The organism is Nitrosospira sp. CT (genome assembly GCF_059489795.1).
Map to the genome: position 1 here is coordinate 49,311 of NZ_JCAHZJ010000036.1, position 26,908 is coordinate 76,218.

23 protein-coding genes are annotated in these 26,908 nt (G+C 55.4%); 8 read left to right on the top strand and 15 right to left on the bottom strand.

From position 1 onward, the window contains the following. Positions 1–3 precede the first annotated feature (3 nt). The 4 genes from AC52W5_RS05875 to AC52W5_RS05890 all read right to left on the bottom strand — a co-directional run bounded on the left by AC52W5_RS05875 (position 4) and on the right by AC52W5_RS05890 (position 3,569). Complete coding sequence (locus AC52W5_RS05875) at positions 4–348, bottom strand: hypothetical protein (RefSeq protein WP_107761695.1); 345 nt, start codon at positions 346–348, stop codon at positions 4–6. After that, positions 348–1,670, bottom strand: a complete 1,323-nt coding sequence (pepP, locus tag AC52W5_RS05880) for a Xaa-Pro aminopeptidase (RefSeq protein ID WP_495670324.1) — start codon at positions 1,668–1,670, stop codon at positions 348–350. Before pepP ends, AC52W5_RS05875 begins: the two co-directional genes overlap by 1 nt. A 131-nt stretch (positions 1,671–1,801) precedes the next feature. Beyond that, entirely contained in the window at positions 1,802–2,509 is a 708-nt protein-coding gene (murU, locus tag AC52W5_RS05885; RefSeq protein ID WP_495670357.1) for an N-acetylmuramate alpha-1-phosphate uridylyltransferase MurU, read from the bottom strand. Between the two features lie 25 nt (positions 2,510–2,534). Beyond that, positions 2,535–3,569 (bottom strand): aminoglycoside phosphotransferase family protein, encoded by a 1,035-nt coding sequence (locus tag AC52W5_RS05890; protein WP_495670325.1) that lies wholly within the window; start codon positions 3,567–3,569, stop codon positions 2,535–2,537. A 96-nt stretch (positions 3,570–3,665) separates the two neighbouring features. Here AC52W5_RS05890 and AC52W5_RS05895 point away from each other — a divergent pair, with 96 nt between their 5' ends. Both AC52W5_RS05895 and AC52W5_RS05900 read left to right on the top strand, forming a co-directional pair. Beyond that, positions 3,666–3,968, top strand: coding sequence for an accessory factor UbiK family protein (locus tag AC52W5_RS05895; protein WP_495670326.1), 303 nt, complete (start codon positions 3,666–3,668; stop codon positions 3,966–3,968). Between the two features lie 108 nt (positions 3,969–4,076). After that, positions 4,077–5,609, top strand: coding sequence for a YifB family Mg chelatase-like AAA ATPase (locus tag AC52W5_RS05900; RefSeq protein ID WP_495670327.1), 1,533 nt, complete (start codon positions 4,077–4,079; stop codon positions 5,607–5,609). A gap of 144 nt (positions 5,610–5,753) precedes the next feature. Here AC52W5_RS05900 and AC52W5_RS05905 read toward each other — a convergent pair whose 3' ends face one another. The 3 genes from AC52W5_RS05905 to AC52W5_RS05915 form a co-directional block, all read right to left on the bottom strand. Further along, entirely contained in the window at positions 5,754–6,995 is a 1,242-nt protein-coding gene (locus AC52W5_RS05905; protein ID WP_495670328.1) for a DUF445 domain-containing protein, read from the bottom strand. Positions 6,996–7,214: 219 nt separating this feature from the next. Further along, positions 7,215–8,684 (bottom strand): SEL1-like repeat protein, encoded by a 1,470-nt coding sequence (locus AC52W5_RS05910; protein WP_495670329.1) that lies wholly within the window; start codon positions 8,682–8,684, stop codon positions 7,215–7,217. Positions 8,685–8,885: 201 nt separating this feature from the next. Then, complete coding sequence (locus tag AC52W5_RS05915) at positions 8,886–9,368, bottom strand: hypothetical protein (protein WP_143104357.1); 483 nt, start codon at positions 9,366–9,368, stop codon at positions 8,886–8,888. 180 nt (positions 9,369–9,548) lie between these two features. Between AC52W5_RS05915 and AC52W5_RS05920 the strand changes: the two genes are divergently transcribed. Then, a complete protein-coding gene (locus AC52W5_RS05920; protein ID WP_074975296.1) occupies positions 9,549–10,337 on the top strand; it encodes a polyamine aminopropyltransferase in 789 nt (262 codons plus the stop codon). Between the two features lie 163 nt (positions 10,338–10,500). Here the strand turns inward: AC52W5_RS05920 and AC52W5_RS05925 are convergent, their stop codons facing one another. Continuing rightward, a complete protein-coding gene (locus AC52W5_RS05925; protein WP_495670330.1) occupies positions 10,501–11,472 on the bottom strand; it encodes a PEP-CTERM sorting domain-containing protein in 972 nt (323 codons plus the stop codon). A 434-nt stretch (positions 11,473–11,906) separates the two neighbouring features. On the opposite strand from AC52W5_RS05925, the gene AC52W5_RS05930 reads away from it, so the two are divergent. Together AC52W5_RS05930 and AC52W5_RS05935 are read left to right on the top strand one after the other, a co-directional pair. Next, positions 11,907–12,158: a hypothetical protein gene (locus AC52W5_RS05930; protein WP_495670331.1), complete on the top strand. Its 252-nt coding sequence runs from the start codon at positions 11,907–11,909 to the stop codon at positions 12,156–12,158. Between the two features lie 210 nt (positions 12,159–12,368). Then, positions 12,369–12,557 (top strand): DUF3460 family protein, encoded by a 189-nt coding sequence (locus AC52W5_RS05935; RefSeq protein WP_495670332.1) that lies wholly within the window; start codon positions 12,369–12,371, stop codon positions 12,555–12,557. 95 nt (positions 12,558–12,652) lie between these two features. On the opposite strand, the gene AC52W5_RS05940 is transcribed toward AC52W5_RS05935, so the two are convergent. The 7 genes from AC52W5_RS05940 to miaA form a co-directional block, all read right to left on the bottom strand. Further along, positions 12,653–13,855, bottom strand: coding sequence for an acetyl-CoA C-acyltransferase (locus AC52W5_RS05940; protein ID WP_495670333.1), 1,203 nt, complete (start codon positions 13,853–13,855; stop codon positions 12,653–12,655). A 162-nt stretch (positions 13,856–14,017) separates the two neighbouring features. Continuing rightward, the gene (locus AC52W5_RS05945) at positions 14,018–16,570 is read right to left on the bottom strand and encodes a 3-hydroxyacyl-CoA dehydrogenase/enoyl-CoA hydratase family protein (RefSeq protein WP_495670334.1); all 2,553 of its coding nucleotides are present in this window, start codon (positions 16,568–16,570) and stop codon (positions 14,018–14,020) included. Between the two features lie 27 nt (positions 16,571–16,597). Next, positions 16,598–17,017 (bottom strand): acyl-CoA thioesterase, encoded by a 420-nt coding sequence (locus AC52W5_RS05950; protein ID WP_074975300.1) that lies wholly within the window; start codon positions 17,015–17,017, stop codon positions 16,598–16,600. Between the two features lie 99 nt (positions 17,018–17,116). Further along, complete coding sequence (locus AC52W5_RS05955) at positions 17,117–19,120, bottom strand: AMP-dependent synthetase/ligase (protein WP_495670335.1); 2,004 nt, start codon at positions 19,118–19,120, stop codon at positions 17,117–17,119. Between the two features lie 7 nt (positions 19,121–19,127). After that, complete coding sequence (locus AC52W5_RS05960) at positions 19,128–21,464, bottom strand: acyl-CoA dehydrogenase (protein ID WP_495670336.1); 2,337 nt, start codon at positions 21,462–21,464, stop codon at positions 19,128–19,130. 65 nt (positions 21,465–21,529) lie between these two features. Further along, positions 21,530–21,892 carry a BON domain-containing protein gene (locus tag AC52W5_RS05965; RefSeq protein WP_074975302.1) on the bottom strand — a complete coding sequence of 121 codons (363 nt, stop codon included), beginning with the start codon at positions 21,890–21,892 and terminating at the stop codon, positions 21,530–21,532. Between the two features lie 59 nt (positions 21,893–21,951). Then, complete coding sequence (miaA, locus tag AC52W5_RS05970; protein ID WP_495670358.1) at positions 21,952–22,875, bottom strand: tRNA (adenosine(37)-N6)-dimethylallyltransferase MiaA; 924 nt, start codon at positions 22,873–22,875, stop codon at positions 21,952–21,954. A gap of 330 nt (positions 22,876–23,205) precedes the next feature. On the opposite strand from miaA, the gene AC52W5_RS05975 reads away from it, so the two are divergent. The 3 genes from AC52W5_RS05975 (at position 23,206) to ispH (ending at position 26,719) form a co-directional block, all read left to right on the top strand. Then, positions 23,206–24,360, top strand: coding sequence for a 3-deoxy-7-phosphoheptulonate synthase (locus tag AC52W5_RS05975; RefSeq protein ID WP_495670337.1), 1,155 nt, complete (start codon positions 23,206–23,208; stop codon positions 24,358–24,360). Positions 24,361–24,483: 123 nt separating this feature from the next. Next, entirely contained in the window at positions 24,484–25,506 is a 1,023-nt protein-coding gene (locus tag AC52W5_RS05980; RefSeq protein ID WP_256210508.1) for a cobalamin-binding protein, read from the top strand. A gap of 268 nt (positions 25,507–25,774) precedes the next feature. After that, positions 25,775–26,719, top strand: a complete 945-nt coding sequence (gene ispH, locus AC52W5_RS05985; protein ID WP_074975364.1) for a 4-hydroxy-3-methylbut-2-enyl diphosphate reductase — start codon at positions 25,775–25,777, stop codon at positions 26,717–26,719. Positions 26,720–26,908: the final 189 nt, after the last annotated feature.

Consider the following 26,908-nt stretch of genomic DNA (forward strand, 5'->3'; position numbering starts at 1 on the left):
GCACTACGGCCCCTGGCGGCCTTTTGTCTTGTCGACTCGTTCTTCGACAATTTCCGCATCTTCGATGACAACATAATCTCCTTCCGCAGCCTGCCCGGATTTCTGCAACTTGCGTCGCAACCACCATATCCGCAACGCGAGACCACCAGCGGCGACTGCAAATAATGCAAGAAAAGCGGTAAAAAAGAAAATGCCAAGAACCGCCATGACGATAAACGCGGGGACCAGAAACAGATAGGTGAGCAAACGGCCGCCGCCTCCACCCGCTTTGAAGACGGACTCTTCCGGCGCCCCAGTGCGCCCATCGCGGGTTATGCGTCTGATAACTATTCGGGGGTTTTCATCCATTATTTAGATTTCCTCCGTCGCATCAGCTCTTCAATCTCATCCACCATCTTTGGAGCAGCTGATGTCAATACTTCACATCCCTCCTCCGTTACGGTGACATCGTCTTCGATACGGATGCCGATATTATGAAAATGGGCAGGTACATCATCCGCAGCGCGGATGTAACACCCTGGCTCCACTGTCAGGGTCATTCCCGGAAGTAAAGCGCGCCATCTTCCATTCTGCTTGTATTCACCGGCGTCATGCACGTCCAATCCCAGCCAATGACCGGTGCGGTGCATATAGAAACGCTTGTAGCCTTCCTTTTCCACTACCTCCTCCAGGCTGCCGCGGCACAGGCCATATTCAATGAAGCCCTGCGAGAGTACGGCAATGGCTGCATTGTGCGGGGCATCCCAGGAATTACCCGGCCTTACCTCGGCTATCGCCGCCGCCTGCGCATATAACACCAGTTCGTACAAATCCTTTTGTGCCGCGCTGAATTTTCCGTTGACTGGAAAGGTACGCGTGATGTCGGACGCATAGCCGTCCAGTTCGCAGCCTGCATCGATCAGCAATAATTCGCCCTCATTCAGCCTGTCCTTGTTTTCGACATAATGAAGCACGCATGCGTTCGCTCCCCCGGCAACAATCGGCGTGTAAGCCGGCGCCTGAGCTCCATGGCGACGGAATTCACGCAACAGCTCCGCCTCCACCTCATATTCCCTCATGCCCGCCCGAGTTTTCCGCATGGCTTGCCGATGCGCATCTGCCGAAATCCGTGCCGCCTGCGCCATGACTTGCAGCTCTTCAGGGCTTTTGAACAAACGCATCTCATCCAGCAGCCGGCGAATATCGCGAATGTCCTCAGGAGGGGTAAGGCCGTTGCGCACCTGTTGCCGCACTTCATTGATCCATCCCACTACACGCTTGTCCCAGGCTGCGTCGTGACCCAGCGAGTAATAGATTGCCGGTTGTCCCGCAATCAGCTTGGGCAGCTGTTCATCCAGCATAGAGAGGGGATAAGCCTCGTCGAACCCGAACGCTTCCCGGGCCGCTTCGGGGCCATAACGGTACCCATCCCATATCTCTCGCTCGGCGTTTTTCTCGCGGCAAAATAGGATGTGTTTCGATACGCCGTCCACCGGTCCCGCTACGATCACCAGCACTGCCTCCGGTTCGCCAAAACCTGTCAGATAATAGAAATAACTGTCGAAGCGGTAAGGATAATGCGCATCCCGGTTCCGCACGCGCTCAGCGGCAGTGGGGATGATGGCAACACCTTCCTGCATTTGCCATGCGAGGGAGTGGCGACGATCGGCGAAGGATTTAACAGGGGTCATTTAGCAATGATTTTTACAGTATCTGAATGTATAAAGCAAATCGGCTCATTCTTTCCCCTCCGACCCCGATTCCCCCTGTTTCCCCTTGATTCCGGAGTGCCGGAAGGTAGCAGGAGGTGGCTGGAGACAGTTCAGGACACTGGCCGCATCAGGTCGATGTCGAGCAGGCGAAGACGTTCCGGGGTACCCACATCCACCCATGATCCGAAGTAGCGCTGGCCGCTCACTCTTTCTCTCGCCATGGCCTCCTTCAGCAACGGAGCGAGCCTGGCAACGGTACCGGGGACAACATCCTGAAAAAGCTCGGGCTGATATATGCCAATGCCGCTGAACGTAAACATCTCTTTTCCGGTTGCTGTAACCCTGCCGGATTCGAGAGCAAAATCGCCATCCATGTGATGTGCAGGATTGTCAACCAGCACCAGGTGCGCAAGCGCACTATCCGGATGATCCCGCATGCGGTGCAAGACCGGCAGCAGAGTTGAGAAGTCCATGCTGCAATAGATATCGGCATTCACGGCAAGAAAGGGTTGACGCTGCCCTTTGCCAGCACCCGCTCTTAGAATAGGCAGGACTTGCGCAATTCCCCCCGCAGTTTCCAGCGCGGCGGGTTCAGGCGAGTAATGAATGCGGACCCCGAAGCGCTCGCCATTGCCCAGCGCCGCTTCGATCATCTGTCCAAGATGAGCGTGGTTGATGACAATATCGCGAAAGCCGGCTTGTGCGAGATTTTGAAGGTGATATTCGATCAGCGCCCTGCCTCCCACGCGCAGCAAGGGTTTGGGCAAAGTATCGGTTAGGGGACGCATGCGTTCTCCGCGTCCAGCCGCAAGGATCATGGCCGCGAACCCGGTTCCGGCCTTCTCAGAAAGTGTAGCCAACTTTCAGTTCCGGCTTGTTGATCTCCCACTGGTCAAGCAGCGTCAGCAAGGGATTGAGCTCGCGGTAGCGTTCGCACGCCTTGCGCAGGTAATCCGCCACCAGCGGTATGTCCTTGAGATAACCGCTCTTGCCATCACGATAATTCAGGCGGGAAAATATTCCCAGCACCTTGAGGTGGCGCTGCACGCCCATCCACTCGAAATCGCGGTAAAAATCCGCAAAGCTTGCTGCAACCGGTAACTGGAGCTTGCGCGCCTGCTCCCAATAGCGGATCAGCCAGTCCAGTATGCGTTCTTCGTCCCAGCGGATGTATGCATCCTTGAACAGAGATACAAGATCGTAAGTAATGGGGCCATACACTGCATCCTGAAAATCGAGAATTCCCGGACTGGGCGACGTTACCATCAGGTTGCGCGAGTGGTAGTCACGGTGAACAAAAACTCTGGGTTGCGCAAGGTTATTTTCCAGGATGAGCCGGAAAATGGCATCGAGCTGCGCCTTCTGGCTGGTGACAAGCGTCACCTGCAAATGATACGCGAGATACCAGTCTGGAAAAAGATTCAGTTCCCTCAGCAGCAACGCTTCGTCGTAATCCGGCAACAAGCCCGCCCGGCTCACAAGCTGGATCTTGAGAAGCGCATTCGTGGCGTCGCTGTATAAACGGCTTGCGTCAGCATCCCTGGCCACGCTGTCGATGCTGTTTGAATTACCATTCAACGCCTGCAGAAAGGTCGTGTTCCCGAGATCGGACAGCAACAAAAAACCCAGTGGTAAATTCTGCGCCAGAATCTCCGGCACATGGACACCTGCTGCCGAAAACAGGCTGGCCACCTGCAAAAAGGAACTGCAATCTTCCTGCTGCGGTGGGGCGTCCATCACAATCAAGGTTCTGCCGTCGTCGAACTTGATGCGGAAATAGCGTCGAAAACTTGCATCCGCCGAAGCAGGCGACAAGGTAAACTGCCTGTCAGGAAACTGTGCAACGAGCCAGTTTTCCAGAAGACGGTAGCGTTCCATATAATCTGCTGATTGCCTATTTGATCGAAGTGTGAGATTTTAACATCAAGTATCGCTTCTCACCGGCCCGGTGGCGAAGCAGAAACAGGAGGAATTATGGTTAACCAGAAGTTACTAGACGAAATTGTAACCAAAGTCAATGAATTGGTGGCACAAAGCCCGGTGAAGGATGTCGAGAAGAACCTTCGCGTCATGCTCGGGGCAGTGTTCACTCGCCTGGACTTGGTAACGCGCGAAGAATTCGAAGTACAGCAGGAGGTGCTCAAGCGCACGCGTGAAAAGCTGATCGCGCTGGAAACACGGGTGGCAGCATTGGAAAGCGCTGCGAAGAGCGGCCCCCTGCCCAACACTCTGGATGTCCCCCCGGAGACGCTGGACGATCTGTCGGAGACGGAATAAGACGACATCCAGATTTTGGCTTATCAGTTTTTTAACACGCAAGAAATGCTCAACTCTGCCGTTTATTATCTATATCAGACGATTCATTCGGGTTGAGAATTTTTTTGCATGCCGCTCGCTGTTCTCTATAGCCGCGCTATCGCTGGCATGGAGGCGCCACTGGTAACAGTGGAAGTTCACATTGCCAACGGACTGCCGGGCTTTACCATCGTTGGCCTGCCGGAAGCGGAAGTAAAGGAAAGCAAGGACCGCGTGCGGGCCGCGCTGCAGAATACACGCTTCGAGTTTCCGCCCCGGCGCATCACAGTCAATCTTGCCCCGGCTGACCTGCCCAAGGAAAGTGGCCGCTTCGATCTGCCGATTGCATTGGGCATATTGGCCGCAACCGGCCAGATTCCATCGGACAAGCTCGGCCTTTATGAATGGGCGGGAGAAGTGGCGCTGACCGGAGAACTGCGCGCCATCCGCGGCGCGCTCGCCATGACTTATGGGGCCGCCCGCTCGGGCCGCAGCTTCGTGCTGCCTGAACAAAATGCGGCGGAGGCGGCGCTGGTCAAGGAAGCCGCGGTTTACCCCGCAACTTCCCTGCTCCAGATTTGCGCCCATCTTGCCGGGCGTGAACCTCTGCAGCTTTATTCGCTTCATTCGCTTTATTCCGAAAAGGGGGCACGCGCGGACGAGAGTGCGGAAAGCGCGCTTCGCTATCCCGGCATGGAAGAGGTCAAAGGACAGGCACAGGCCAAGCGTGCGCTTGAAATTGCGGCGGCAGGCAGTCATAGTCTCCTGATGATCGGTCCTCCCGGCACAGGCAAGTCGATGCTGGCAGCACGCCTTCCCGGTATCCTGCCCGCCATGACCGAAGAGGAAGCCCTCGAATCGGCCGCAATGCAATCCATCGGAAGCGGCGGTTTCAGCGTTGCCAACTGGAAGCGGCGTCCCTATCGTTCCCCGCATCACACCGCTTCGGCCGTTGCTCTTGTCGGAGGCGGCAGCAATCCCCGCCCCGGGGAAATTTCGCTGGCAGTGAACGGGGTATTGTTTCTGGATGAATTGCCCGAGTTTGATCGCAAGGTATTGGAAGTATTGCGCGAACCGCTGGAATCGGGACGCATCACGATTTCACGCGCGGCACGACAGGCCGAATTTCCTGCACGCTTCCAGCTGGTCGCAGCCATGAACCCCTGTCTTTGCGGCTACCTCGGTCATTTCAGCGGAAAATGCCGCTGCACGCCTGAGCAGGTAGCGCGCTACCGTGGAAAGATCTCCGGCCCCCTGCTGGACCGGATCGATATACAGATCGAAGTGCCCGCTCCCCCTGAAGAGGACCTGATGCGGCAGGCCCAGGGGGAATCCAGCGAAACCATCCGTCAGCGCGTCGAAACCGCTTATCAAAGGCAACTGGAGCGTCAGGGGAAGGCGAATGCCCATCTGGCAGTAAAGGATATCGATAAGTACTGTATTCCGGACAAAGCCGGGGAAAATCTGCTCAGGCAGGCTATCAGCCGCCTGAATCTTTCCGCCCGGGCTTATCACCGCATCCTGAAAGCCGCGCGCACGATTGCAGACCTGGCCGCAAGCTCGGGGATCAGCGGCGCCCACATTGCTGAAGCGGTGCAGTACCGGAAGATGGATCGAAGCTAGAACTTCCCATGACTGCCCTATGCCTGCTCGTTGCACCTTGCTCTGCACGCCCATGACAGGCCAGGATGGCAATATGGCCGGGGAAGTTTGCTGAGGAAGTTTGCTGAGGAAGTTTGCTGAGGAAGCTTGTTTGGAAGCTGAAGGTTAAGCGAACGCGTGGGCGAGGGTGTAGATCGTCAGGCCTATCAGGCCGCCTATCAGCGTGCCATTGATGCGAATGTACTGAAGGTCTTCGCCCACCTGTCGCTCGATGCGACGAGTGACTGTCTCCGTATCCCACTCACCCACAGTGTCAGCAATCAGTCGCCCCACATCACGCTGATGAGACTGTACCGCCTCCACCAGCACATCCCGCATCCAGTTATTGAGCCGCTCTCGCAGGCCAGGGTCCTGAATTACCGTATTGGTGCCGGACTCCATGACACTCCGCACCCACGCCCTGATTGCCGATTCCTCGCTGTCGATGTCCTCGCGCATCCCGTTGCGGATGTCGCGCCAGACTCCGTCTGCGTAGTCCCGCAAGGCCGGATGCTCCAGCAGTTTGTGAGCGTGGGCGGCAATCTGCTCGCGATACTGGGGCGAAGTAGCCAGGTCGGAGGCGAGCTTGCCGATGGCAGCATCCAGTCGCAAACGCAGGGGATGTTCAGGGTCGCGCGCAATCTCCGCCACAACCTCCCGCAGCGCCGCCACCACGCTTTCCCCCACCTTTTCATCCATCGAAAGCCGCTGCCAGAACCAGGCTGTGTTTTCCCGCACGCGCTGGCGAATACGTGATTCGTTCGCAGTTACATATTCATCAGCCTCACGCAACAGCTTGTCCAGCAGTCGCTGGTGCCGCTTTTCCGCAGTGAGCATCACTACCGCCTCGCCGAGCAAAGGGCCAAGATCGACACGGGCCGCTTTTTCCAGCATGCCGGCCGAAACGAAACGCTGCACGTAACGCTCGTCCACTGAATCCAGCAATTCCGGAATCAGGCGCGTCACATAATCCGCAAACAGGTCGGTCCGCCCCTGCTGGGACAGCCACGTAGCCAGTTTTCCGGACAAATCCACACGCGCGAGTTTGGCAGCAACCACTTCGGGAGAAGCAAAGTTGCTCTCCACGAAGCGTCCCAGCGATTCACCGATTCGATTCTTGTTACGTGGAATAATTGCGGTGTGGGGAATCGGCAGGCCGAGGGGCTGACGGAATAATGCTGTTATGGCAAACCAGTCCGCCAGCGCGCCCACTACTGCAGCTTCGGCAAAAGCGCGAACGTACCCAACCGATGGATGAGCTGAAAGAAATACGTTGGCGAGAATGAGAACCGCAAGCATCACGATCAGCAGCGCGGTCGCCAGGCGCCGCGTCCGGTTGCTGGCCACGGCTGGCTCTATAGGCCGCATTTCCTGATTCTCGGCTCGCGATTCCAAGGGATTCACCCGATCGATGGCTGGAGATTATAAAAGTCGTATTTTCAAAGCGCTTTCCGAATCAACCTGAATCCAAAGTACACTTTACCGATTGCAATGGGCAAGGCGTTGTTCAATACGAACAGAGAACAGTTCGTTCCACGGGGATCTGCCTGATGGCAGCGGAAAGGGGAGGTGGCAACGGTAACAGAATTACTTTTGGTTTGCTCTTGCCCATTCATCCGCCTCGCGTCGCGCATCCCCGATTTGCATGGGTGTCATCAGCCTTTCCATCAGTTCGCGATTCTCTTTGGCATCCTCGTAGCCGCTGGCGCTGGCGATACTGAACCACTTGTCGGCTTCCACATAGTCCTGTTTCACGCCATTGCCGTTGTAATACAGCACGCCGAGGTTGGTCTGGGCGCCCGCATGCCCTTGCTCCGCCGCCTTCAGGTACCAGGCTAGCGCCTGCGCGTAATCGTGCGGTACTCCCTGCCCGCTGTCATACTTCACGCCCAGGCTGTATTGCGCCCGCGCATATCCTTGATCGGCCGCCTTGCGATACCAGGCTACTGCCTGTTGTGTATCCTTTTCGATGCCCCGCCCCGTGTCATACCTTACCCCCAGGTTATATTGCGCATCCGGGTCTCCTTGCTCGGCCGCCTTGCGATACCATGACACCGCCTGGCGATCATCCCGGATGACGCCTTTACCCGTCGCATACATCACGCCGAGATTGAATTGTGCAGGTGCATAGCCCTGCTCTGCCGCCTTGCGATACCATGCCGCTGCCTCGTAAGCGTCCTCGGGAACGCCCCACCCTTTGGCATTTGCCACCCCCAGCTTGAACTGGGCACGCGCATATCCTTGATTGGCCGCTTGGCGATACAAGGATGCCGCCTGCCGATAATCCTGAGCGACTCCTTCTCCCGCAGCCAACATCATGCCGAGATTGAACTGTGCATCCGCATTCCCCTGCTCTGCAGCCTTGCGGTACCAGGAGGCGGCTTCCTGATTGCTCTGCGCTACTCCGCGGCCCTTGGCGTAGAGCACGCCAAGGGCATATTGTGCTTCTGCGTACCCTTGCTCGGCTGCCTTGCGATACCAGGATACGGCCTGATGGTCATCCTGCTCCACCCCCTGCCCCTTGAGATACATGAATCCCATGATTGCCTGTGCGGGTGGGTGTCCCTGCTCCGCGGCTTTCAGGTACCAGGAGAGGGCGTGCCGATAATCCTTTTCCACGCCCTGGCCTTTCGCATACATCACTCCGAGATTGTATTGCGCCACGGCATATCCGCTGTCCGCTGCCCGGAAATACCAGAACATTGCTTGTTGATAATCCTGCGGGACACCTTGGCCTTTCAGATACATGTACCCCAGCATGGATTGTGCCGGTGCGTCCCCCTGCTCCGCTGCCTTGCGGTACCACTTGGCGGCTTGTTCATGATCCTGCGGCACGCCGTGACCCCGTGAATACAACACGCCCAGATTGAACTGCGCGTCGGGGTTGCCTTCATTGGCCGCTTTCCGGAAAGATTGCACTGCTCTGGCGTAATCCTTGCTGAGAACGAACTTCATTCCATCCTCGAAGTCCCCCGCGATAGCCAGAGAGGCGAACAACATCAACACCGAGCCGACTGTTGCGAGCCTGGGTGTTGCCACTGATTTGGATAGGCGCATTATTTTCACCTTCAATTCCCAATTCCATATTGCCCGCGCATTCTACCCGGCGCGCCCCTGAAGTTACAGGTGTTGCGGCATCCGCAATTTTTTATTCGCGAGGTTGTTTTTTCTTATGCGCGTTTCGAGGAAAAAATCAAGAAAGCCGGCTTTATGTTTTTTACGTTTTATACAGCCATTCCCCAGCTTTTTCAGCAGGAGTTATTCGGGAGCCGAGCAGTCTTCCAGCGTGTCCCACGCAATCCGGCTTTCATATTTCCTTCCACTGACGGTGGCAAATGCCGTAGCATTATCCGTTCGTTTCAAGGTAAGAACGAAAGAATAATCGCGATCCACTTCCTTGTCAGCATCGCTGCCGGGATGGATGATGGGGGTAGGCAGGCCGTATCTGATCACTGCATCGGGATTGGAAGGCGAGTTGCGCATATAGGTGCCTGCGAGTGCACCTTCAGGATAGGCATAGATTTCCGTTGCCGCAATATCCGGGTAGCTGAAAACCTGATATTGCAGGCTGCGGATCATCCATCGACTATCGGATTGAAGCTTGTCGACAGTGCAGCGGGCAAGTGCAGGGAGATTTCCGCTGACCTTTCCTCCGTGAGTAAACGAGGAATCCTCCCAGCCGATGCCTGCGCATGCTGCGAGCAGGCCCCCGCACAAAGGGAAGACCAGAACCGTGATCAATTTGCTGCCTGCCTGCAAAACTCTGCCTCCCCTTCGACACGAACGCGGACCGAATTACATCGTGCCGGTATCCGCTCAATCTAAACCTAGGCCAAAAAGAACGGCTTGTAAAGCTTGTCCGCGGCAATGGCAACGACAGGAACAGGGGCAACAGCAACGGGATAAGGAAAGACTCTTTTCATGAAACGATTTCTGAAACGCCGCGAACGGCAGGCAAACGTCAGCCGAAATCCGCCTCTCGCAGGCTCCGATCTCGTTCACCTGAGCGAAGAGTACGGTATCCGCTCGCTTCACCTGGGAAGCAGCATGGTACAGAGCGCAATGCGCATCGCTGCCCCGAATGAGTTGCAGCTCGCCTATACCCAGTGCATGATGTGTTTCCTGCTGTTTCGCCCACGACCTAAAAATGTCCTCATGATCGGTCTGGGAGGAGGCTCGCTGACTAAATTTGTTTACTGGCAACTGCCAACGGTCAATACGACCGTGATCGAAATCAACCCCCAGGTGGTTGCGGTTGCGCGCAGCCAATTCTATGTACCGGCTGACGACGAGCGCCTGGCGGTGCTGATCGCGGAAGGCAGTGAGTATATTGCTGCCCATCCAGGCAGCACAGATATTCTGATGGTCGATGGTTTCGACGATGGCAGGCAAGTGGCTTCTCTATGCACCCAGGCTTTTTATGATCAGGCAAGTGAAGCATTGACGAGAAATGGCGTGCTGGTTGTCAATCTGCTCAGCCGGGACGGAAGGGTTCACGAATATCTCGCGCGTCTTGAAAACAGCTTCGCGGGACGTATTGCCACCATACTGGCGGAGCCTTATGGCAATCTGATTGTGTTTGCCTTCAAGCATGCGCCGGCAAAAGCTGTCTGGGAAGAACTGCAAGCAACGGCAAAGGTGCTGGAGAAAGAATTTGCCCTGCCATTCTCAAAGTTCGCCCAAAAACTGCCCCATCGCAGACCTTTTTAAACCTGGGTGGCATTTCACTCCTCATCTCATATACGGAAAAAATACGTCTATGGTTTCGGCTTATCCAACTCTGAGAATATGACCACCGAAGTAAAAAGCCGCGATAGACCGCGGCTTTTATATCAGGTTTTATGAACTGATCTTTAAAAGCAGTAGCAACCTTTTATGCTGCACGGCGGCGGGATCTGCCCAAAAATATCATGCAGGAGAGCCCCAGACCGATCAGTGCCAAAGAACCAGGCTCCGGTATCCTCGTGAAGGACTGATTGCCATCAGCCTGGAAAATAAAGTTCGTCCCACCGCCCGCGCTGCTTCCATTCACCGATCCAAGAGTACCTGTCGAGATGATGCCCCCCCCTGCTCCGCAATTGCCATCGAGCGTATTAAAGCACTTGGAGGGATCAACCTGCCTGAACGGTGATACTTGCGAGCTGTTGAAAAAGGAGATAGCGATCTGCCCACCAGTAGTCAACGATGGAAAATATCCCGTGTTAAACGAATCGACCACCAGCATGATGTCTGACAAGCCGCCACCCGTGACAGAATTCTGATTACCCCATTGATTCCCGTTCGGGGACTGATCAAGTCTCACTGCTGCCGGATTGGTTACCTGGAAATTGCTTGTCTCCACGGCGACGATATGCGCCTGCAGGATGGGGTCTCCCGAAATAAATCCAGCACCGGTCAAATTGTTTCCAATACTGCTTGTGGCATACATGTTGAAGAAATTGACCGGATTGGAGGGGTCAAATGCAAAGCTTGCCATGCCGGGGAATGGACTTGCGGCAATCACGGTTTCACCAAAGCCGGCGACGAAGGTAAAGAAATTGCCCCCGGTTCCATTTGCAAACGCATTGGAAGTATCTTCAAATTGCATGGCTGAGAGATTCGCCTGATAGTGCAGCGTAAAGCCAGTGCTTCCTGAGCCGGCGAGGAAGTTGTTGATCGCCGTTATACCGCCTTGCGCAAGTGCGTTGCCTGGTGATTGATCGATGAGCGAGATATGGGAGATGCCTGCGGCTCCGCCAGCGCCTGTTGGATCGAAGGTGAAAAGAAACGCTTGCGTAGGTGTGGTAAGCCCTATTAAAAGCATTCCAAGTGTTCCCATTGCCACTTGCTTGAATTTTGTGTTCATTTTTTCTCTATCTGCAAAAATATTAGAAAGGTTGTTGGACGAGCATCAATGTTAAAGCAGAATCCATGCCAGATTTTAAAATAATAGTAGAAACATGATGTTACTCTTGTGTATGGCGAAATAACTTCGGTCCTTGTCTACTATTTGTAAAGTTTTACGGCAGCACAGTTGAAAACAGGGGTATTTTTTCAATCTTCGATTGCCTGGAAGATTGAAAAAATCACTTAACCGACCATAGGTGATGAGAGTGCAAACTGGACCGAGCAACAGTACGAGGCCGCCTTGCGCGAGATCGAGCTTTTTTTGACAAGGAATTGGAACCGGACACGCCAGAAGCCTATTACTTCGAAATTCTTGCGATGCTGATCGAGGATTACGAGTGAAAACGCTGGCCGATAGATGCGCCTGATCTAATCGAGGCAATCAAGTACTGTATGGAACAGACCAACCTGAGGCTGAGGGACTTGACGCCGATGATCGGGAATCTGAACCAGGTATATGAAATCCTTTCCCACAAGCGCGCGCTGACGCTGCCGATGATCCGCCGCTTGCATCAGGAGTTGCGTATTCCGGCGCAGAGTCTAATAGGCGAAACGGTACGCCAATGGAAAGAAGCGATACGCAGTGAACAAGACTGCTTATGCGGCCTTTTTTATTGCGGCTTTGCGCCATTTCTTATTTACTGAATTACGGCTCCCCGTATTACCGGGCAGAGCAAGATAATGTCGAAAGGCAGGCGTAGCCGCAATATCACCCCTACCATTTAGCATCGTGTCTTACCCGTCTCACAAAGCTCTCCCTGATACCTCTGTGCCCCTGATGCGAAGCAGCAGGATTTGTGGTAAAGTTTCAGGCGGTTGTAACTGGAGAATGGAAGGAAAAAGTAAGGAAGGATCATGGCGAAATTTTACGAATCCGATCACACCCGGTTCATGCGTGAACTGTTCGAGAAAAATCCGAAATTGCCAGAGGACCAGAGGGAAGGGCGCGCAATCTGGTGGGACAAAAAGCTGGACCCGGAAGAGCGCCGGCGTTTCAAGGAATCCGCGGTGCAGCAAAAGGCTTACGTCTATTTCGGAAAATAGGCATACCGCCTGGGAGCTTGGAAGCTTTTCCGGGCACTACACCAAGTCCGGGAATTCTCCAGTGCGGCGGAGTGACGGAAAGCGGCTGAAACACCTTACATGGCTTCAAACACCCCTGCTGCACCCATCCCGGTGCCCACGCACATGGTCACCATGCCATACTTCTGATGGTGTCGGCGCAAGCCATGCAGCAGCGTCGCAACGCGAATAGCGCCGGTGGCCCCTAACGGATGGCCGAGCGCAATGGCTCCGCCGAGAGGGTTAACCTTCTTCCGGTCCAATCCGAGATCATTGATGACTGCAAGGCTTTGCGCGGCAAAAGCCTCGTTCAGCTCGATCCAGTCGAGGTCGTCCTGTTTCAGGCCCACCTGCTTTAGCACCCTTGGTATTGCCTTCACCGGACCGATGCCCATGATTTCCGGCGGCACGCCCGCTACCGAATAGCCGAGAAAGCGTCCCATCGGCGTCAGGTTGAACCGCTTCAAAGCGTCTTCGCTTGCCAGCACCACCGCACCTGCGCCATCAGACATCTGCGAACTGTTGCCCGCTGTCACCGTACCATGGGCTGCAAACACCGGCTTGAGCCTGGAAAGAACTTCCGGGTTCGTGCCCGGACGCGGGCCTTCATCGGTATCCCGAACTACTGCCACATCGCGTATTTCATGGGAAGCAAGATCGGGCCGCTTTTCCACTACAGTATAGGGCGCAATTTCCTGCTCGAATTCCCCCGTCTCGATTGCTTTCAGCGCCCTTGTGTGGCTCGTCGTCGCAAACTCGTCCTGAGCCTCACGGCTGACCTGCCACCGCTGAGCGACTTTTTCCCCGGTAATACCCATGCCATAGGCGATCGCCACGTTTTCATCGTGCAGGAATATGGCCGGGTCCAAGGCCGGCTTGTTGCCTGACATCGGTACCATGCTCATGCTCTCGGTGCCGGCCGCTATGATCACATCGGCATCCCCCAGCCGGATACGGTCGGCGGCAAGCGCTACGGTCTGCAATCCCGATGCGCAGAAACGGTTCACTGTCATGCCAGGCACGCTGTTCGGCAACCCGGCCAGCAGAAGCGAGATGCGTGCGACGTTCAATCCCTGCTCCGCCTCCGGCATGGCGCAACCTGCTATCACATCATCGATGGCAGCAGGATCGAGACCTTCACACTGATTGACGGCAGCCTTCAATACGTGGGCGAGCATGTCGTCGGGGCGCACAGTCTTGAACATTCCGCGCGGCGCCTTCCCTACCGGTGTGCGGACGGCAGCTACGATGTAAGCTTCCCCGGTTTGCTTCGTTGTCATGATGAATTTCCTTTACGCTGATTCACAATAAAAACGATGATGGCTTTGGTCGTCCTCGGCTTCCCTGTCGTACTACTGAAAACTGCTCTCGTTGCCTTTTTCGTTCTTATCTGCGTTTGTTCTTCCTGATCAGCGGCAAGTCGTTAAATTGCCCAGCTTTTCTCAATTCCTGAGAGGTTTTCCCGTTTTCAAGGTATGCTCGATGCGTGCCTGGGTCTTTTCGGTTGCCAGCAGTTCGATAAACGCATCCCGTTCGAGTTCCAGGAACCATTCCTCATCGACCAGGCTTCCAGGCGTGAGTTCTCCGCCACACATCACAGAAGCAATCTTGGTGCCAATCAAAAAGTCATGATCCGAGATAAAGTTGCCTTCGTGCATGTTGACCAGCATGCCTTTGATGTTCGCGATGCCGGTGGCGCCGGCAACGGGGATACGGCGCGCTCTCAGCGGAGGGCGATAGCCCGCGTCCGCCATTGCCACCGCTAGCGCCTTGGCAATATAAAGCAGTTCAAACCGGTTCATCACGATTTCGTCGGCACGTCGCAGATACCCGAGCTCTTTGGCTTCCTCCGCACTTTTCGACACTTGCGCCGTTGCCACGCTTTGAAAGTAATTTTTCAGTACGGGAAAAGGATCACCGTCTGTCGCCTCCTGCGCTGCGCGCAGCGCCAGCTCCTTGCAGCCTCCTCCCGCTGGCAGCAATCCCACGCCCGCTTCCACCAGTCCGATATAACTCTCCAAGGTAGCGACCGCACGATCACAATGCATGACGAATTCGCAACCGCCTCCCAGCGCAAGTCCATCCACTGCCGCTACCGTGGGAATCGTCGAATAGCGCAATGCCTGTGAAGTCTGCTGGAATTGCGCAATCATGGCTTCCACTTCCGCCAGCTTTCCCGCCATCAGGGCATCCGCAAGATTGAGCTTGCGGGCGGCTTTGAGTACGGCGGATTGTGCCGTTTTCTTGAATTTCTTCGCCAGTACGTTGAGGGCTGAAGGAGGTTCTTCGTTCTTAAAGCGCTCGGTTGCCTTCTTCAGGTTGGCGCCGACAGAAAAGGGAGGCTCGGTCTGCCAGATTATCAGGGCGCGCCAGTTACGCTCAGCTTCGTCTATCGCCTGCTGAATTCCATCCAGCACATCACTGCCGATAGTGTGCATCTTGCTCTTGAAGCTGAGTATGGCAATGCCGTCATCGCCCTTTTCCGTGCGGCCACCTGCTTCAGGCTTTTCCGGCATGCCCCACATCCGCACCGCCTGGGTTTCAAATACGGTCTGGCCATACTGCGGCTCTTCGCTCAGCAGCCGGTCGGGGAACAGTTGCCGCCGGTATACCGGTAGCGAGGAGCGTGGCCGAAAGCTCTTGCTGGAAGGCGCATAAGAGCCTGGCTTCCTGTGTACTCCCTGTATGTCCGCGTTGACTGCCGGCGCCGGACTTTGCCCCAATTTGTGCACCCACTCCGGCAATGAAGCATTGCTCATACTTTTTCCAGCCGCGATATCTTCGCTGATCCATCCGCTGATCTCGCCCCATCCGGCGGCCTGCCAGGTTTCAAACGGCCCCTGCGTCCAGCCGAAGCCCCAGCGCATGGCAAAATCGAGGTCACGGGCATTGTCCGCTATTTCCTCGAGATGCACCGCGCAGTAATGAAACAGATCGCGGAACACCGCCCACAGGAACTGGGCTTGTGGATGAGGGCTCGCGCGCAGTGCACCCAGTTTGCCGGCAGGATTTTTGTCTTTGAGCAGTTCCGCTATGTCATCGTCCGCCTTGCCCGCCGAGAGCACATATTCGTTTCGCGCAATATCCAGTACGTGAATGTCCTTGCCTGTTTTCTGATATACACCGCGCTTCGTCTTCTGACCGAGCGCGCCTTTATCTATCAGGGCTTGCAACCAGGGTGGCACTGCATAGTATTCGTGCCAGGGGTCGTCTGGCAGCATTTCGCGCATGGCATTGATCACATGGGCAAGAATATCCAGTCCCACCAGGTCGGCAGTACGGAAAGTCGCGCTTTTCGGGCGGCCAATGAGGGAACCGGTCAAAGCATCCACCACGTCGAATCCAAGTCCGAACTCGCTTGCGTGATGCATGGTGGCGAGCATGGAAAATACACCAATCCGGTTGGCAATAAAATTGGGCGTATCTTTCGCGCGGACGACACCCTTGCCCAGGTAAGTAACCAGGAAGGCTTCCAGGTCGTCGAGCATGGCGCTATCACTGGTTGTACAGGGTATCAATTCCACCAGGTGCATGTAGCGCGGCGGATTGAAAAAATGGATACCGCAGAAACGGTGGCGCAGGGTTTCCGGGAACACCTGCGCCAGTTGATTGATGGATAGTCCCGATGTGTTGCTGGCAAAAATTGTGCGTTCCCCCAGATACGGCGCTATTTTTGCGTACAGCCCCGTTTTCAGATCCATGCGCTCCGCAATTGCTTCGATTACGAGATCGCACTCCCCGAGCAGTTCAAGGTTCTGGTCGTAGTTTGCAGGCTGTATGAATGTTGCCTTGGCTGAGCTCGACAGTGGATGGGGATCCTGCTTTTTAAGATTTTCGATGGCCTTGGCGACATTCGCATTGGGATCCTCTCCGGCGGAAAGCTCGAACAAGAGGGTTTCGACATTCGCATTGATCAGATGCGCTGCAATCTGCGCTCCCATGACTCCTGCGCCGAGAACCGCTGCCTTGCGCACGGTGAATTCAGAATTATTCACTTTTGCCTCCAATACGATATGTTCACATCACCCGGGAGGAACCACGCGCGGCTTGCGATGCTCATCGACCGCAACATAGGTTAGCACCGCTTCCGTCACCCGATAGCATATTTCCTTGTCGCCCTGCCGTAATCCGCGCTGCGCATACACGACCACATCCACCGTAATGGAAGTCCGCCCAATCCGGACGATATTGGCATAAAAGCTTACGACATCTCCGACGAATACCGGTTGCTTGAATACGAAGGAATTCACGGCCACGGTCACAACGCGACCGCGAGCCCGGCGGATGGCGGGAAGGCTGCCGGCAATATCCACTTGCGCCATGATCCAGCCCCCGAATACGTCTCCCGCATAATTCGTATCCGTAGGCATCGGCACCAACCGCAGCACCGGGTCGGAATCCTCTGGCAGCGATACCCGAGATTCAGCGTCACTGTCTGTCATTTTTCATGATTTCACAGGATAAGGTATACGCTGGAGGGAAGCAGATTCAACTACTCACTCTACCGCGAATTTTCGACATGACAGGCAATGATCTGCTCATTACTTCGTGTAGAGCCTGTCCACCTCGCTTTTGTAGTGGTTCAGCACATAAGTGCGCCGCAGTTTCAACGTCGGTGTCAGCATCTGGTTCTCGACTGTCCACGGCTCGGTCACCACGGCAATGCGATATATTTTGGCATAACCCGGAAATCCTTTGATCTGATACGCGATCCGTTCCAGCAGGATTTCTTCGAACTTCGGATCGCCCGCCAGACGGCGCCAGTTCCGATCGAGATGGTATTCGTCTGCCATGTTTTCCCAATTACCGGAATTAAGGACTGCCAGCACCGCTAAATGAGGACGTCCCTCGCCAACCACCATGACCTGTTCAAATAACGGATCCCGCAGAATCGCTGCTTCCATGTTGGCAGGCGGGATTTTTTCTCCGGTGGACATGACAATGATTTCCTTCACCCGACCGGTAATGGTGATATGCCCGGACTCGTCGATTTCCACGATATCGCCCGAATTGAGCCAGCCGTCCGGGGTCATTACCGCTCGCGTGGCCTCCTCATCGTTCCAGTAACCGAGCATGACATTGGGTCCGCGAATAAGCAGGGCATTCTGCTCGCCGAGCTTCACCTCCACCCCTGGAATAGGCCGTCCGACACTTGCCGGAACATTATCCTCGATCGTATTGCAGCAAACGACCGGGCTGCTTTCCGTCATGCCGTAGCCCTGGAGGATGGGCAGGCCCAGGCCGATAAATACGCGGGAAACATCGCTTGACAACGCAGCACCGCCACTCATCGCTGCACGCAGCCGCCCTCCCAGTTTGCTCATCACCTTCTTTGCCACCAGTATTTCCAGCAACGGCCACAACGCATGGGAAAAATGCTTCTCGGCGCGCCCCTGCTGATACTCGAACCGGTTGTACCCGATCTCGACTGCCAGGTCGAACAGCTTGCGGCTCAGCAGGGAACCCTCCGCCAGTCTGGCGCGAATGCCAGCATATACGCGCTCATAGATTCGAGGCACCGAAACGAGGATGGTCGGCCGGATGATCAGCAGGTCCTCCTGCAACTGGGGAATCGAGCGGGCATACGCTACTGTCGAACCCCGCATCATCGGCACATAATAACCAGCAGTTCGCTCAAACGTGTGGGACAACGGCAAAAAGGAGAGTAGCACATCGCTTTCTTGGATCGGCACGACCTGCAGGCAGCTATACGCATTGGTCAGTATATTATGATGACTGAGCATCACACCCTTAGGGGGCCCGGATGTGCCCGATGTATAAATGATGGTAGCCAACTGATGCGGGTCACGAGCGAGGATACGGCTTAGCGGGACTTCTTCCGAAGCTTGATGGTCCGGCTCCGCAGGAAGCTGATAGACGGGTTCCACGCTTGGGAATGGTTGCGGCGACTCGGTCGGCCTCTCGCCGGGGAACCATTCTGGCAGCCAGTCATGCAGCGCAAGCACGAGCTCGTTCCCTGCTCTATGACCCTGCCTGACACTGCCCTGGATAATGATGACGCGCACAAGCCCTGCGATCTGATCCCGCCCTTCGGAGAAAGCGAGCCACTGCCCCAGTTCTTCCAGCAGAAGTATCTTGACGCCTGCATCCTGAAGGATATAGGCCGCATTATCCGGGCGATCAGTGGGATAGAGCGGCACTACCACCAGCCCGAGCCTCAGCGCAGCCTGTTCGAACATTACCCATTCCGGGCAGTTTCTTAACATTATCCCAACGCGGTCACCCGGTCTGAGCTTTTCCTTCGATAGCGCAATCACCCAGTGGGCAATGCGCTCATCCATTCGCGACCAGGTAAGGTCACGCCATTTGCCGCTCGAGCGATCATAATCCCGATAGGCTATCGCTTCGGGCGTGCGGCGTACCCGTTCGCGGAACAATCCATCGAGAGTTCCCGCGATTTCCACCGAAATGATGCCCGCCATGTCCTGCCTTCCAGATGTTGTGGGGATTTCCGCTTCGCTTGGCGTTGCTGCCGGAGATAACGCCGCTCGAACCTGCTGCCGGCTGGCGGAGGCATTGTTCATATATTGCTCATGCGTTGATTGGCGAAGCAGCCTCAGTTGTCTTCGAGCTGGAGCCAAAGTCAGAAGGAAAATCATCCACCATGATCACGCGGCGGCGCAAGTCGCCCATTTTTTTCAATATCTCCAGTTCCGTAGACGTAATGATTCTTTGCTTGAGGGCAACCTCGATACTCTCTTCTTCCTGCGCGGGAATCTGCCCGCTCTTTATCGCCGTACGCAACTTGGCTTCTGTTGCTTCACAGGACACTGCGCGCTCCAGTGCCTGTTCCAGAATATTCAGCGGCTCGTCTTTGGCTAGGGGTATGTAAATACCGGCAGTGAGGCGATCACGTGCGTCGCCAGGCGCCAGCATCAATTTTGCAATTTTGTGCTCCAATTCGTCCGGGGGCGGAGAGAACGGTTTGCCCAGCGGAAACACCATGAATCGCAGTAGGCGCCGTGTAAATCCGGTAGCGGGAAAATTATCCAGTACCCCATCGAATGCCTGTTGCACGCGATACAACGCATCCTGCATGCACCAATGCAGCAGCGGCAGGTCAGAGGGGGGTTGGTGATCGTCCTTGAAGCGTTTCAGGACAGCGGAGCATAAATAGAGAAGGCTTAGAATATCGCCCAGGCGCGCAGACAAACGCTCCCTGCGTTTGAGCGCCCCGCCCAGAACCAGAAGGGAGATATCGGCGAGAAAGGCGAAGGAGGCCGAGCAACGCGTCAGCTGACTGTAGTAGCCGTGTACTTCCGAATCTGTATTGAGCGGCGCCTTCGCCAGCCTGCCGCTGGTAAGCCCGTGCATGAGCGACCGTAAGCCATTGCCGACCGTAAAGACAAAATGCCTGGCCAGAGCCTTGTCGAATTCCACCAGCCCCCGCTTCGTGTCGGAATCCCCCGCGGCACGGATTTCCTTCAACAGATACGGATGGCAACGTATCGCGCCCTGACCGAAAATGATCAGGTTTCGCGTGAGGATGTTGGCGCCTTCCACAGTGATGCTGACGGGAATCTGCTGATAGCTGCGTCCCAGGTGATTGCCGGGTCCCAGACAGATGCCTTTGCCTCCATGCACATCCATTGCATCGTTGATCACCTCGCGTCCCCGCTCAGTGAGATGGTATTTGACAATGGCAGAGATCACGGAAGGCTTTTCCCCGAGATCCACTGCCCCCGCAGTCATCATTCGCGCCGCATCCATCATGTAGGTATGGCCCCCGATGCGTGCAAGCGCTTCTTCAACACCCTCAAAAAATCCGATAGGCTGCTTGAACTGCACGCGCACTCTGCTGTAAGCGCCCGTCGCGCGTGCGGCCAGCTTGGCTCCTCCGGTGCTCGTGGCAGGCAGAGAGATGGAGCGGCCCACGGCAAGGCAGTTCATCAGCATGCGCCAGCCCCGGCCTACTCCTTCGATTCCTCCTATCACATACTCCATGGGTATGAAAACGTCTTTTCCCGAATTGGGCCCGTTCTGAAAGGCAGCATCGAGTGGAAAATGGCGGCGACCGATTTCAACACCCGGCGTGTCAGTGGGAATCAGCGCCAGAGTGATGCCAAGATCCTTCTGGCCACCCAGAAGTCCATCCGGATCATAGAGCTTGAATGCAAGTCCGAGGAGGGTCGCGACCGGACCGAGCGTGATGTAGCGCTTCTCCCAGGTCACGCGCATGCCCAGCACCTTCTCATTACCCTTGAATGTGCCATAACATATGATGGCCGAGTCGGGAATGGCGCTTGCATCCGAACCTGCTTCAGGCCCGGTGAGCGCGAAACATGGCACCTCCAATCCTTTCGCGAGCCGTGGAAGATAGTAATTCTTCTGCTCTTCCGTGCCATATTGCAGCAGCAGTTCAGCGGGGCCCAGCGAATTTGGCACCATTACGGTCACTGCCGCAGTGCCGCTGCGTGAACTGATTTTCATGACCACCTCGGAGTGCGCCAACGCGGAAAAGCCGAGCCCCCCGTACTCCCTGGGAATAATCATGCCAAAAAAACCCTGGTCCTTGATGAACTGCCATACATGGGGCGGCAGATCATGCAGTTCCCATGTGATCTGCCATTCGTCCAGCATCGCGCACAGTTCTTCCACAGGGCCATCCAGAAAGGCTTTTTCTTCCGCCTCCAGCTTGGGCTTGGGGAATGCCAGCAGCTTGTTCCAGTCCGGCCTGCCGCCGAACAGCTCTGCCTCCCACCATACCGTGCCAGCATCCAGCGCTTCCTGCTCGGTTTGCGAGATAGGGGGCAGAATCTTACGGAAGATTTTCAGCAGGCGGCTGGAAATGAGGATGCGGCGCACCTGCGGTACGAAAATGATAACGCTGGCAACTAAAATCAGCGTCAGAAGCAGAGATGAGATCAAGGTAATTTTCCTTGGTAGGTTTGTGACACCTGTAAAAAGCCGACTCTATATACTGGTGCGGCTTCTCAGCCGTCAGCCGGAGGGGGAGTGCCGCGGACATTCATCTTGTTATCCACTTTCTTCACTCCTTCAACCATCCACGCGAGCATGTTGACACGATCCAGTTGAGCCTGATTATCCACAAAACCGCTCAGCATTATCGTTCCGTTGTGCGCTTCCACCCGGACGTCGAGATGCCGGACCTCCGGATCCGCCTTCAAGGCGCCCTGTATCGAACTGTTGAGCGTGCTATCATCCACAACCGCCTGGGGGTCCGGGATCTTCCATGATTCATGCACCTTCTCTTCTTTTCCGCAACTCGTCAGGGAGAGGGCGCCTGCGAGGGCAACGGCCAAAACTACGACTACGGGTTTATATCTATCGATCATTTTATTTTTCCTGGTCAGAATAAAAAATGCCAATCTCGCGCTGATCAAATAATTACCGATTATGAAACCTCTGTAAACTTCAATCCAGTGTTGAGGAGGTATGTTTTCACCTGTTCAGGCAGATTTTCTTCCAGGCAGTCGAATTCTCTGCTTTCTTTCATGGAACGAAGCCAGGTGAGTTGGCGTTTCGCCAATTGCCGGGTTGCGGCTAACGCCATTTCCCGCATTCGCGCTGCGTCGATTGCCTTTTCCAGATGCATCCATACCTGTCGGTAACCCACGCACCGCATCGAAGGGTTTTCGTCGCTCAGATAGAATTTATCACGGATCGCGCGCACCTCATCAATTAATCCATGCTTCAGCATCTGCTCGAAGCGGCGTGCGATGCGCTGGTGCAGCACCTGACGGTTGCCGGGAACGAGCGCTATCTTGACCACCTCGTAGGGTAGTGAAACATTTTTCGGCTTGCCCAGTGTTTCCGACATGGGTTTGCCGGTCAGATAAAACACTTCCAGGGCACGCTGTATGCGCTGACTGTCGGTTGGTTTGATGCGTTCCGCGCTGACGGGGTCAAGTCGGAACAATTCCTGGTGCATCGCAGGCCAGCTGCTTTTCCGGGCTTTAGCTTCAATCGCAGTACGCATGCCGCTGTCCGCGGAAGGAAGTTCCGAAAGCCCCTCAAGGAGCGTCTTGAAATAGAGCATCGTGCCGCCTGCCAGAAGCGGAATATTGCCCCGGTCCGCGATCTGCCGCATCGTGCGCAGTGCATCAGTGCAGAACCGGGCAGCAGAATAATGCTCATGCGGATCAATCAGATCGATGAGATGATGAGGCGTGGCCGCCAGCGCTTCTGCGCCTGGTTTCGCGGTGCCGATATTCATGTGGCGATAGACCTGGGCCGAATCCACGCTGACAATCTCTACCGGAAGATAACGTGCGATATGTAGCGCGAGTCCGCTTTTCCCGCTTGCCGTCGGTCCCATCAGAAAAATCGCAGGCGGATAGGGGGAATAGGTTGCTTTCTTTTCATTCCGGATTCTTCTGCCCTGTTCTGTCACGGTAGCCGGAAAGAGTCTATGCCTATGGTAGTTGCGTGCGTCGCGGATCAACTTCTGTATTTTCGCCCAAGCGCTTCGAACGGTTCCCAGTTTGCGTCGCGAGTGGGCCGGGAGTGGGCGGGCATTGAAATCTGTTTTATTCAAGGGATTAAACGCGATATTCGATTGAATGACAAGCATTGGTTTTTTCGGTTAGAATCCGTTCCTTGACCAGTGCGTCCAAGCCCGCGCGTTTGCCCAAACCAATTCTATTTTATGATTCTTGTACTTAGCCCGGATACCGGACCTGAAAGTCCCGACTACAAACAGTTATTGGCGTATCTTGCCAATATGCCGGGAATATCCACTCGAGTACGCACCGAGGTCGGCAGTGAGCAGACGCTCACCGAAGTGTATCTGATCGGGAACACGAAGGCGCTGCTGGTCGAAGATATGCAAAACCTGCCCTGTGTGGAGCAGGTCGTCCGGATTTCGGAGGAGTATCGTGTTCTTGGCCGGCATAAGGATGATCACAGGCCTACCTATTTCGATTATAACGGAGTGCGCTTCGGTCAGGATACGCTGAACGTTTTTGCCGGCCTGTGCGCAGTGGATACGCTCGAACACGTCGAACTGATGATGCAGGCGCTGCGGGACAATGGACAAGTGTGCACCCGCATGGGAGCCTACAAACCCCGCACCAGCCCCTACTCGTTTCAGGGCCACGGCAAGGCCTGTCTGCCCTACGTATTCGAACTGGCCGGAAAATACGGTATCAGGGTGATAGCTATGGAAATCACCCATGAATCCCATCTCGAGGAAATCTGTGATGCGCTTTATCGCACGGGCAATGCCACCGGTGTCATACTCCAGATCGGCACGCGCAACACACAGAATTTCGAGCTGCTGAAAATAGTGGGACGCCAGCAGGATTTTCCGGTGCTGCTCAAGCGTGGTTTTGGTATTACCCTGGATGAATCCCTCAATGCTGCGGAATATCTGGCATCCGAGGGTAACCGCAAAGTCGTTTTCGGTCTGCGCGGCATGAAAACCAACATGGGAGATCCGCATCGCAATTTCGTCGATTTTTCCCATGTGCCGGTGGTCAAACGACTGACACGCATGCCGGTCTGCATTGATCCGTCGCATTCTGTCGGAATGAGAGCTGCGTCCCCGGATGGCGTACTCGATATCATGCATGCAACTGCGCAAGGCGTCATTGCCGGCGCCAATATGATACTGGTGGATTTTCACCCCGCGCCGGGCAAAGCGCTGGTGGATGGACCCCAGGCGCTGTTGATGAGGGAATTGCCGCTTTTCCTGGAAGATGTAGCCATTGCGCGGAAAGCCTACGAGCAGCGTGTTGCCCTTGCCCAGCGTTATCAGGAGGATGCCGAGCCGGCGCAGCCCTCCTCGGCGCAAAGCGCCTGAATTCCCTGTCTGAATTTCTTTTCGGATAGACACTCCAGGCACGCCGCGCTGCCGGATGCCCTCAGCTTCCCCTTTCTCATTCTTTCCAGTCCTTCTCCATAGACATGCCGGGAGGAGAGCAGCGTGACCGTGATACGCCAGGTCCTGATGCTGCTGTTCGCGTTGTTTATATCGGCTCTCATGGATTCCGGCGATGCTGGCGGCGAAAATCGACCGGCGTCCCCCTCTGATTTTGCTACTCCGGCAACCGGAACTTCTTTGCCGGTTTTTCCGGAGACGATGACGGACGATGACGGTCGCAGTGTTCGTATGACTCACGCTGCAATGCGCATCATTTCACTTTCACCCAACATCACTGAACTGATTTTTGCTGCTGGAGCTGGGAAAAAACTGGTTGGAGTCAGCAGGCACAGCAATTATCCGGATGCTGCAAAATCCATTCCCGACATAGGGGACTCGTTCAGTCTGGATCTTGAAAGAATTGTCGCGCTACAGCCCGATCTGCTGCTGGCCTGGCACAGTGGCAAGGCCAGAGCCGATATCGAGAAGCTGGAAAGACTTGGCCTGACCGTTTTTACGACAGAGGCGGTCACGCTGGCTGATGTGCCGCGCCTGCTGCGAACAATCGGCAGACTGGCCGGAACCTCAGGATCGGCGGAACGGACGGCGAAGACCTATGAAGAGGCGTTGCAGCAGATCGAGAACAGCTACAGCAACCGCCCGAAGGTCAGCGTATTCCAGTTGATCTGGCATCAGCCGCTGATGACGGTAAACAACCAGCACCTCATCAGCGATGTCATCCGCGTATGCGGCGGCACGAACGTGTTTGCGCTGTCATCTTCCCTGACGCCCGTGGTATCCGGGGAAAACCTGCTTGCGGCGGATCCTGATGCCATCATCAGCAGCGTCTTATTGGAGCAGGAAGAAAGCGCGCCAGCTGAAGTCAAAGCTTTCCTCCGGCAGTTTTCGCAGCTCAGCGCGGTGAGGAATAACAATATATTTTTCGTGCACCCCGATCTGATACAGCGCCAGACGACGCGCGTGTTACAGGGGACTCGCCTAGTTTGCGAACAGCTGGAACGTGTTCGTTCCCGTCGGAAAATCGACCGCTTGACTGATCCTGATTTTCGTACTCCCCCGCCATGAACATGCGCGCCGGCAGGCGCTCGGAAACGGATTTGTCAATCAGGAAGATAAGAATTTCTCTTGAGAAAACATATGAATGGTAAAATAGGTGTTTGTGCTTTTGCCTTCCCCGGACTGCATTGATGAGCCACGATTTGTAGAATGGTTTCACACTCGCAGGCATACAGAGGTTATCCAGGGGATTAATTTGAGGGTATATGTCGAATGCTAACCGTACCGCCAGCGGTATTTGTGCTTGAATGAGGTGTGCTTAATGGAAAACGGCGAAATGATCAAGGTATTGCTTGCAAACCCTCGCGGTTTCTGTGCAGGCGTGGACCGGGCAATCGAAATTGTCGAGCGCGCACTCAGCGTGCATGGCGCGCCGATCTACGTGCGCCACGAAGTCGTGCACAACCGTTTCGTGGTGGAGGATCTGGAAAAAAAGGGGGCAGTATTTGTCGAGAACCTCGATGAAGTTCCGCCCGGCAGCATTCTGATCTTCAGTGCTCACGGGGTTTCCCATGCCGTGCGACGCGAAGCCGAGGCGGGACAATTCAAGGTATTCGATGCCACATGTCCGCTCGTGACCAAAGTCCATATTGAAGTGGCAAGGATGCGGGACCAGGGAAGAGAAATCATCATGATCGGCCATGCGGGTCACCCGGAGGTGGAAGGCACCATGGGCCAGGCCGAAGGAGAGGGTCCTTCCATGTATCTGGTGGAAACAGAAGAGGATGTCGAGAAACTGCAGGTACGGGATCCGGCTCACCTGGCTTACGTGACCCAGACCACCTTATCCGTGGATGATGCCAACCGTGTGATCCAGGCCCTGAAAGGGCGTTTTCCCAAAATCCTCGGTCCAAAAAAGGATGATATCTGCTACGCCACCCAGAACCGGCAGGATGCGGTAAAAACGATGGTCAAGCAATGCGATCTCGTGATCGTGGTGGGCTCGCCCAATAGCTCCAACTCAAACCGCTTGTGCGAAGTTGCGAGAAATGCCGGCGTGGATGCATACATGCTGGACCGGGCGGAACAATTGCAGGAAGCCTGGCTGAAAGGCAAAATGCGGATCGGTATTACCGCGGGGGCATCGGCGCCGGAAGTGCTTGTACAGGAAGTCATCTCGCGACTCAGACAAATCGTGTCAGAGCAAGCGGAACGGGAAGTGGTGGTGGAAGAGTTGAGCGGAGTGGTTGAGTCAGTGGTGTTTCCATTGCCAAGAAACTGATCCCGCCTTTTCATCCGGCAGTTTTACTCCCTTAGCTCGAAAACTCCTTGCTTCCGTCCATCAGTGCCCGCTCGGGCTGACGCGCAACCTCAGCGACATAGCGGGTAGCTGCGGCATTCATTCATATCCTACGTTTTCACCGAGCTTCGGCATTCATACGCAATGCAGGTTGTTCCAGAGTTTTTACAA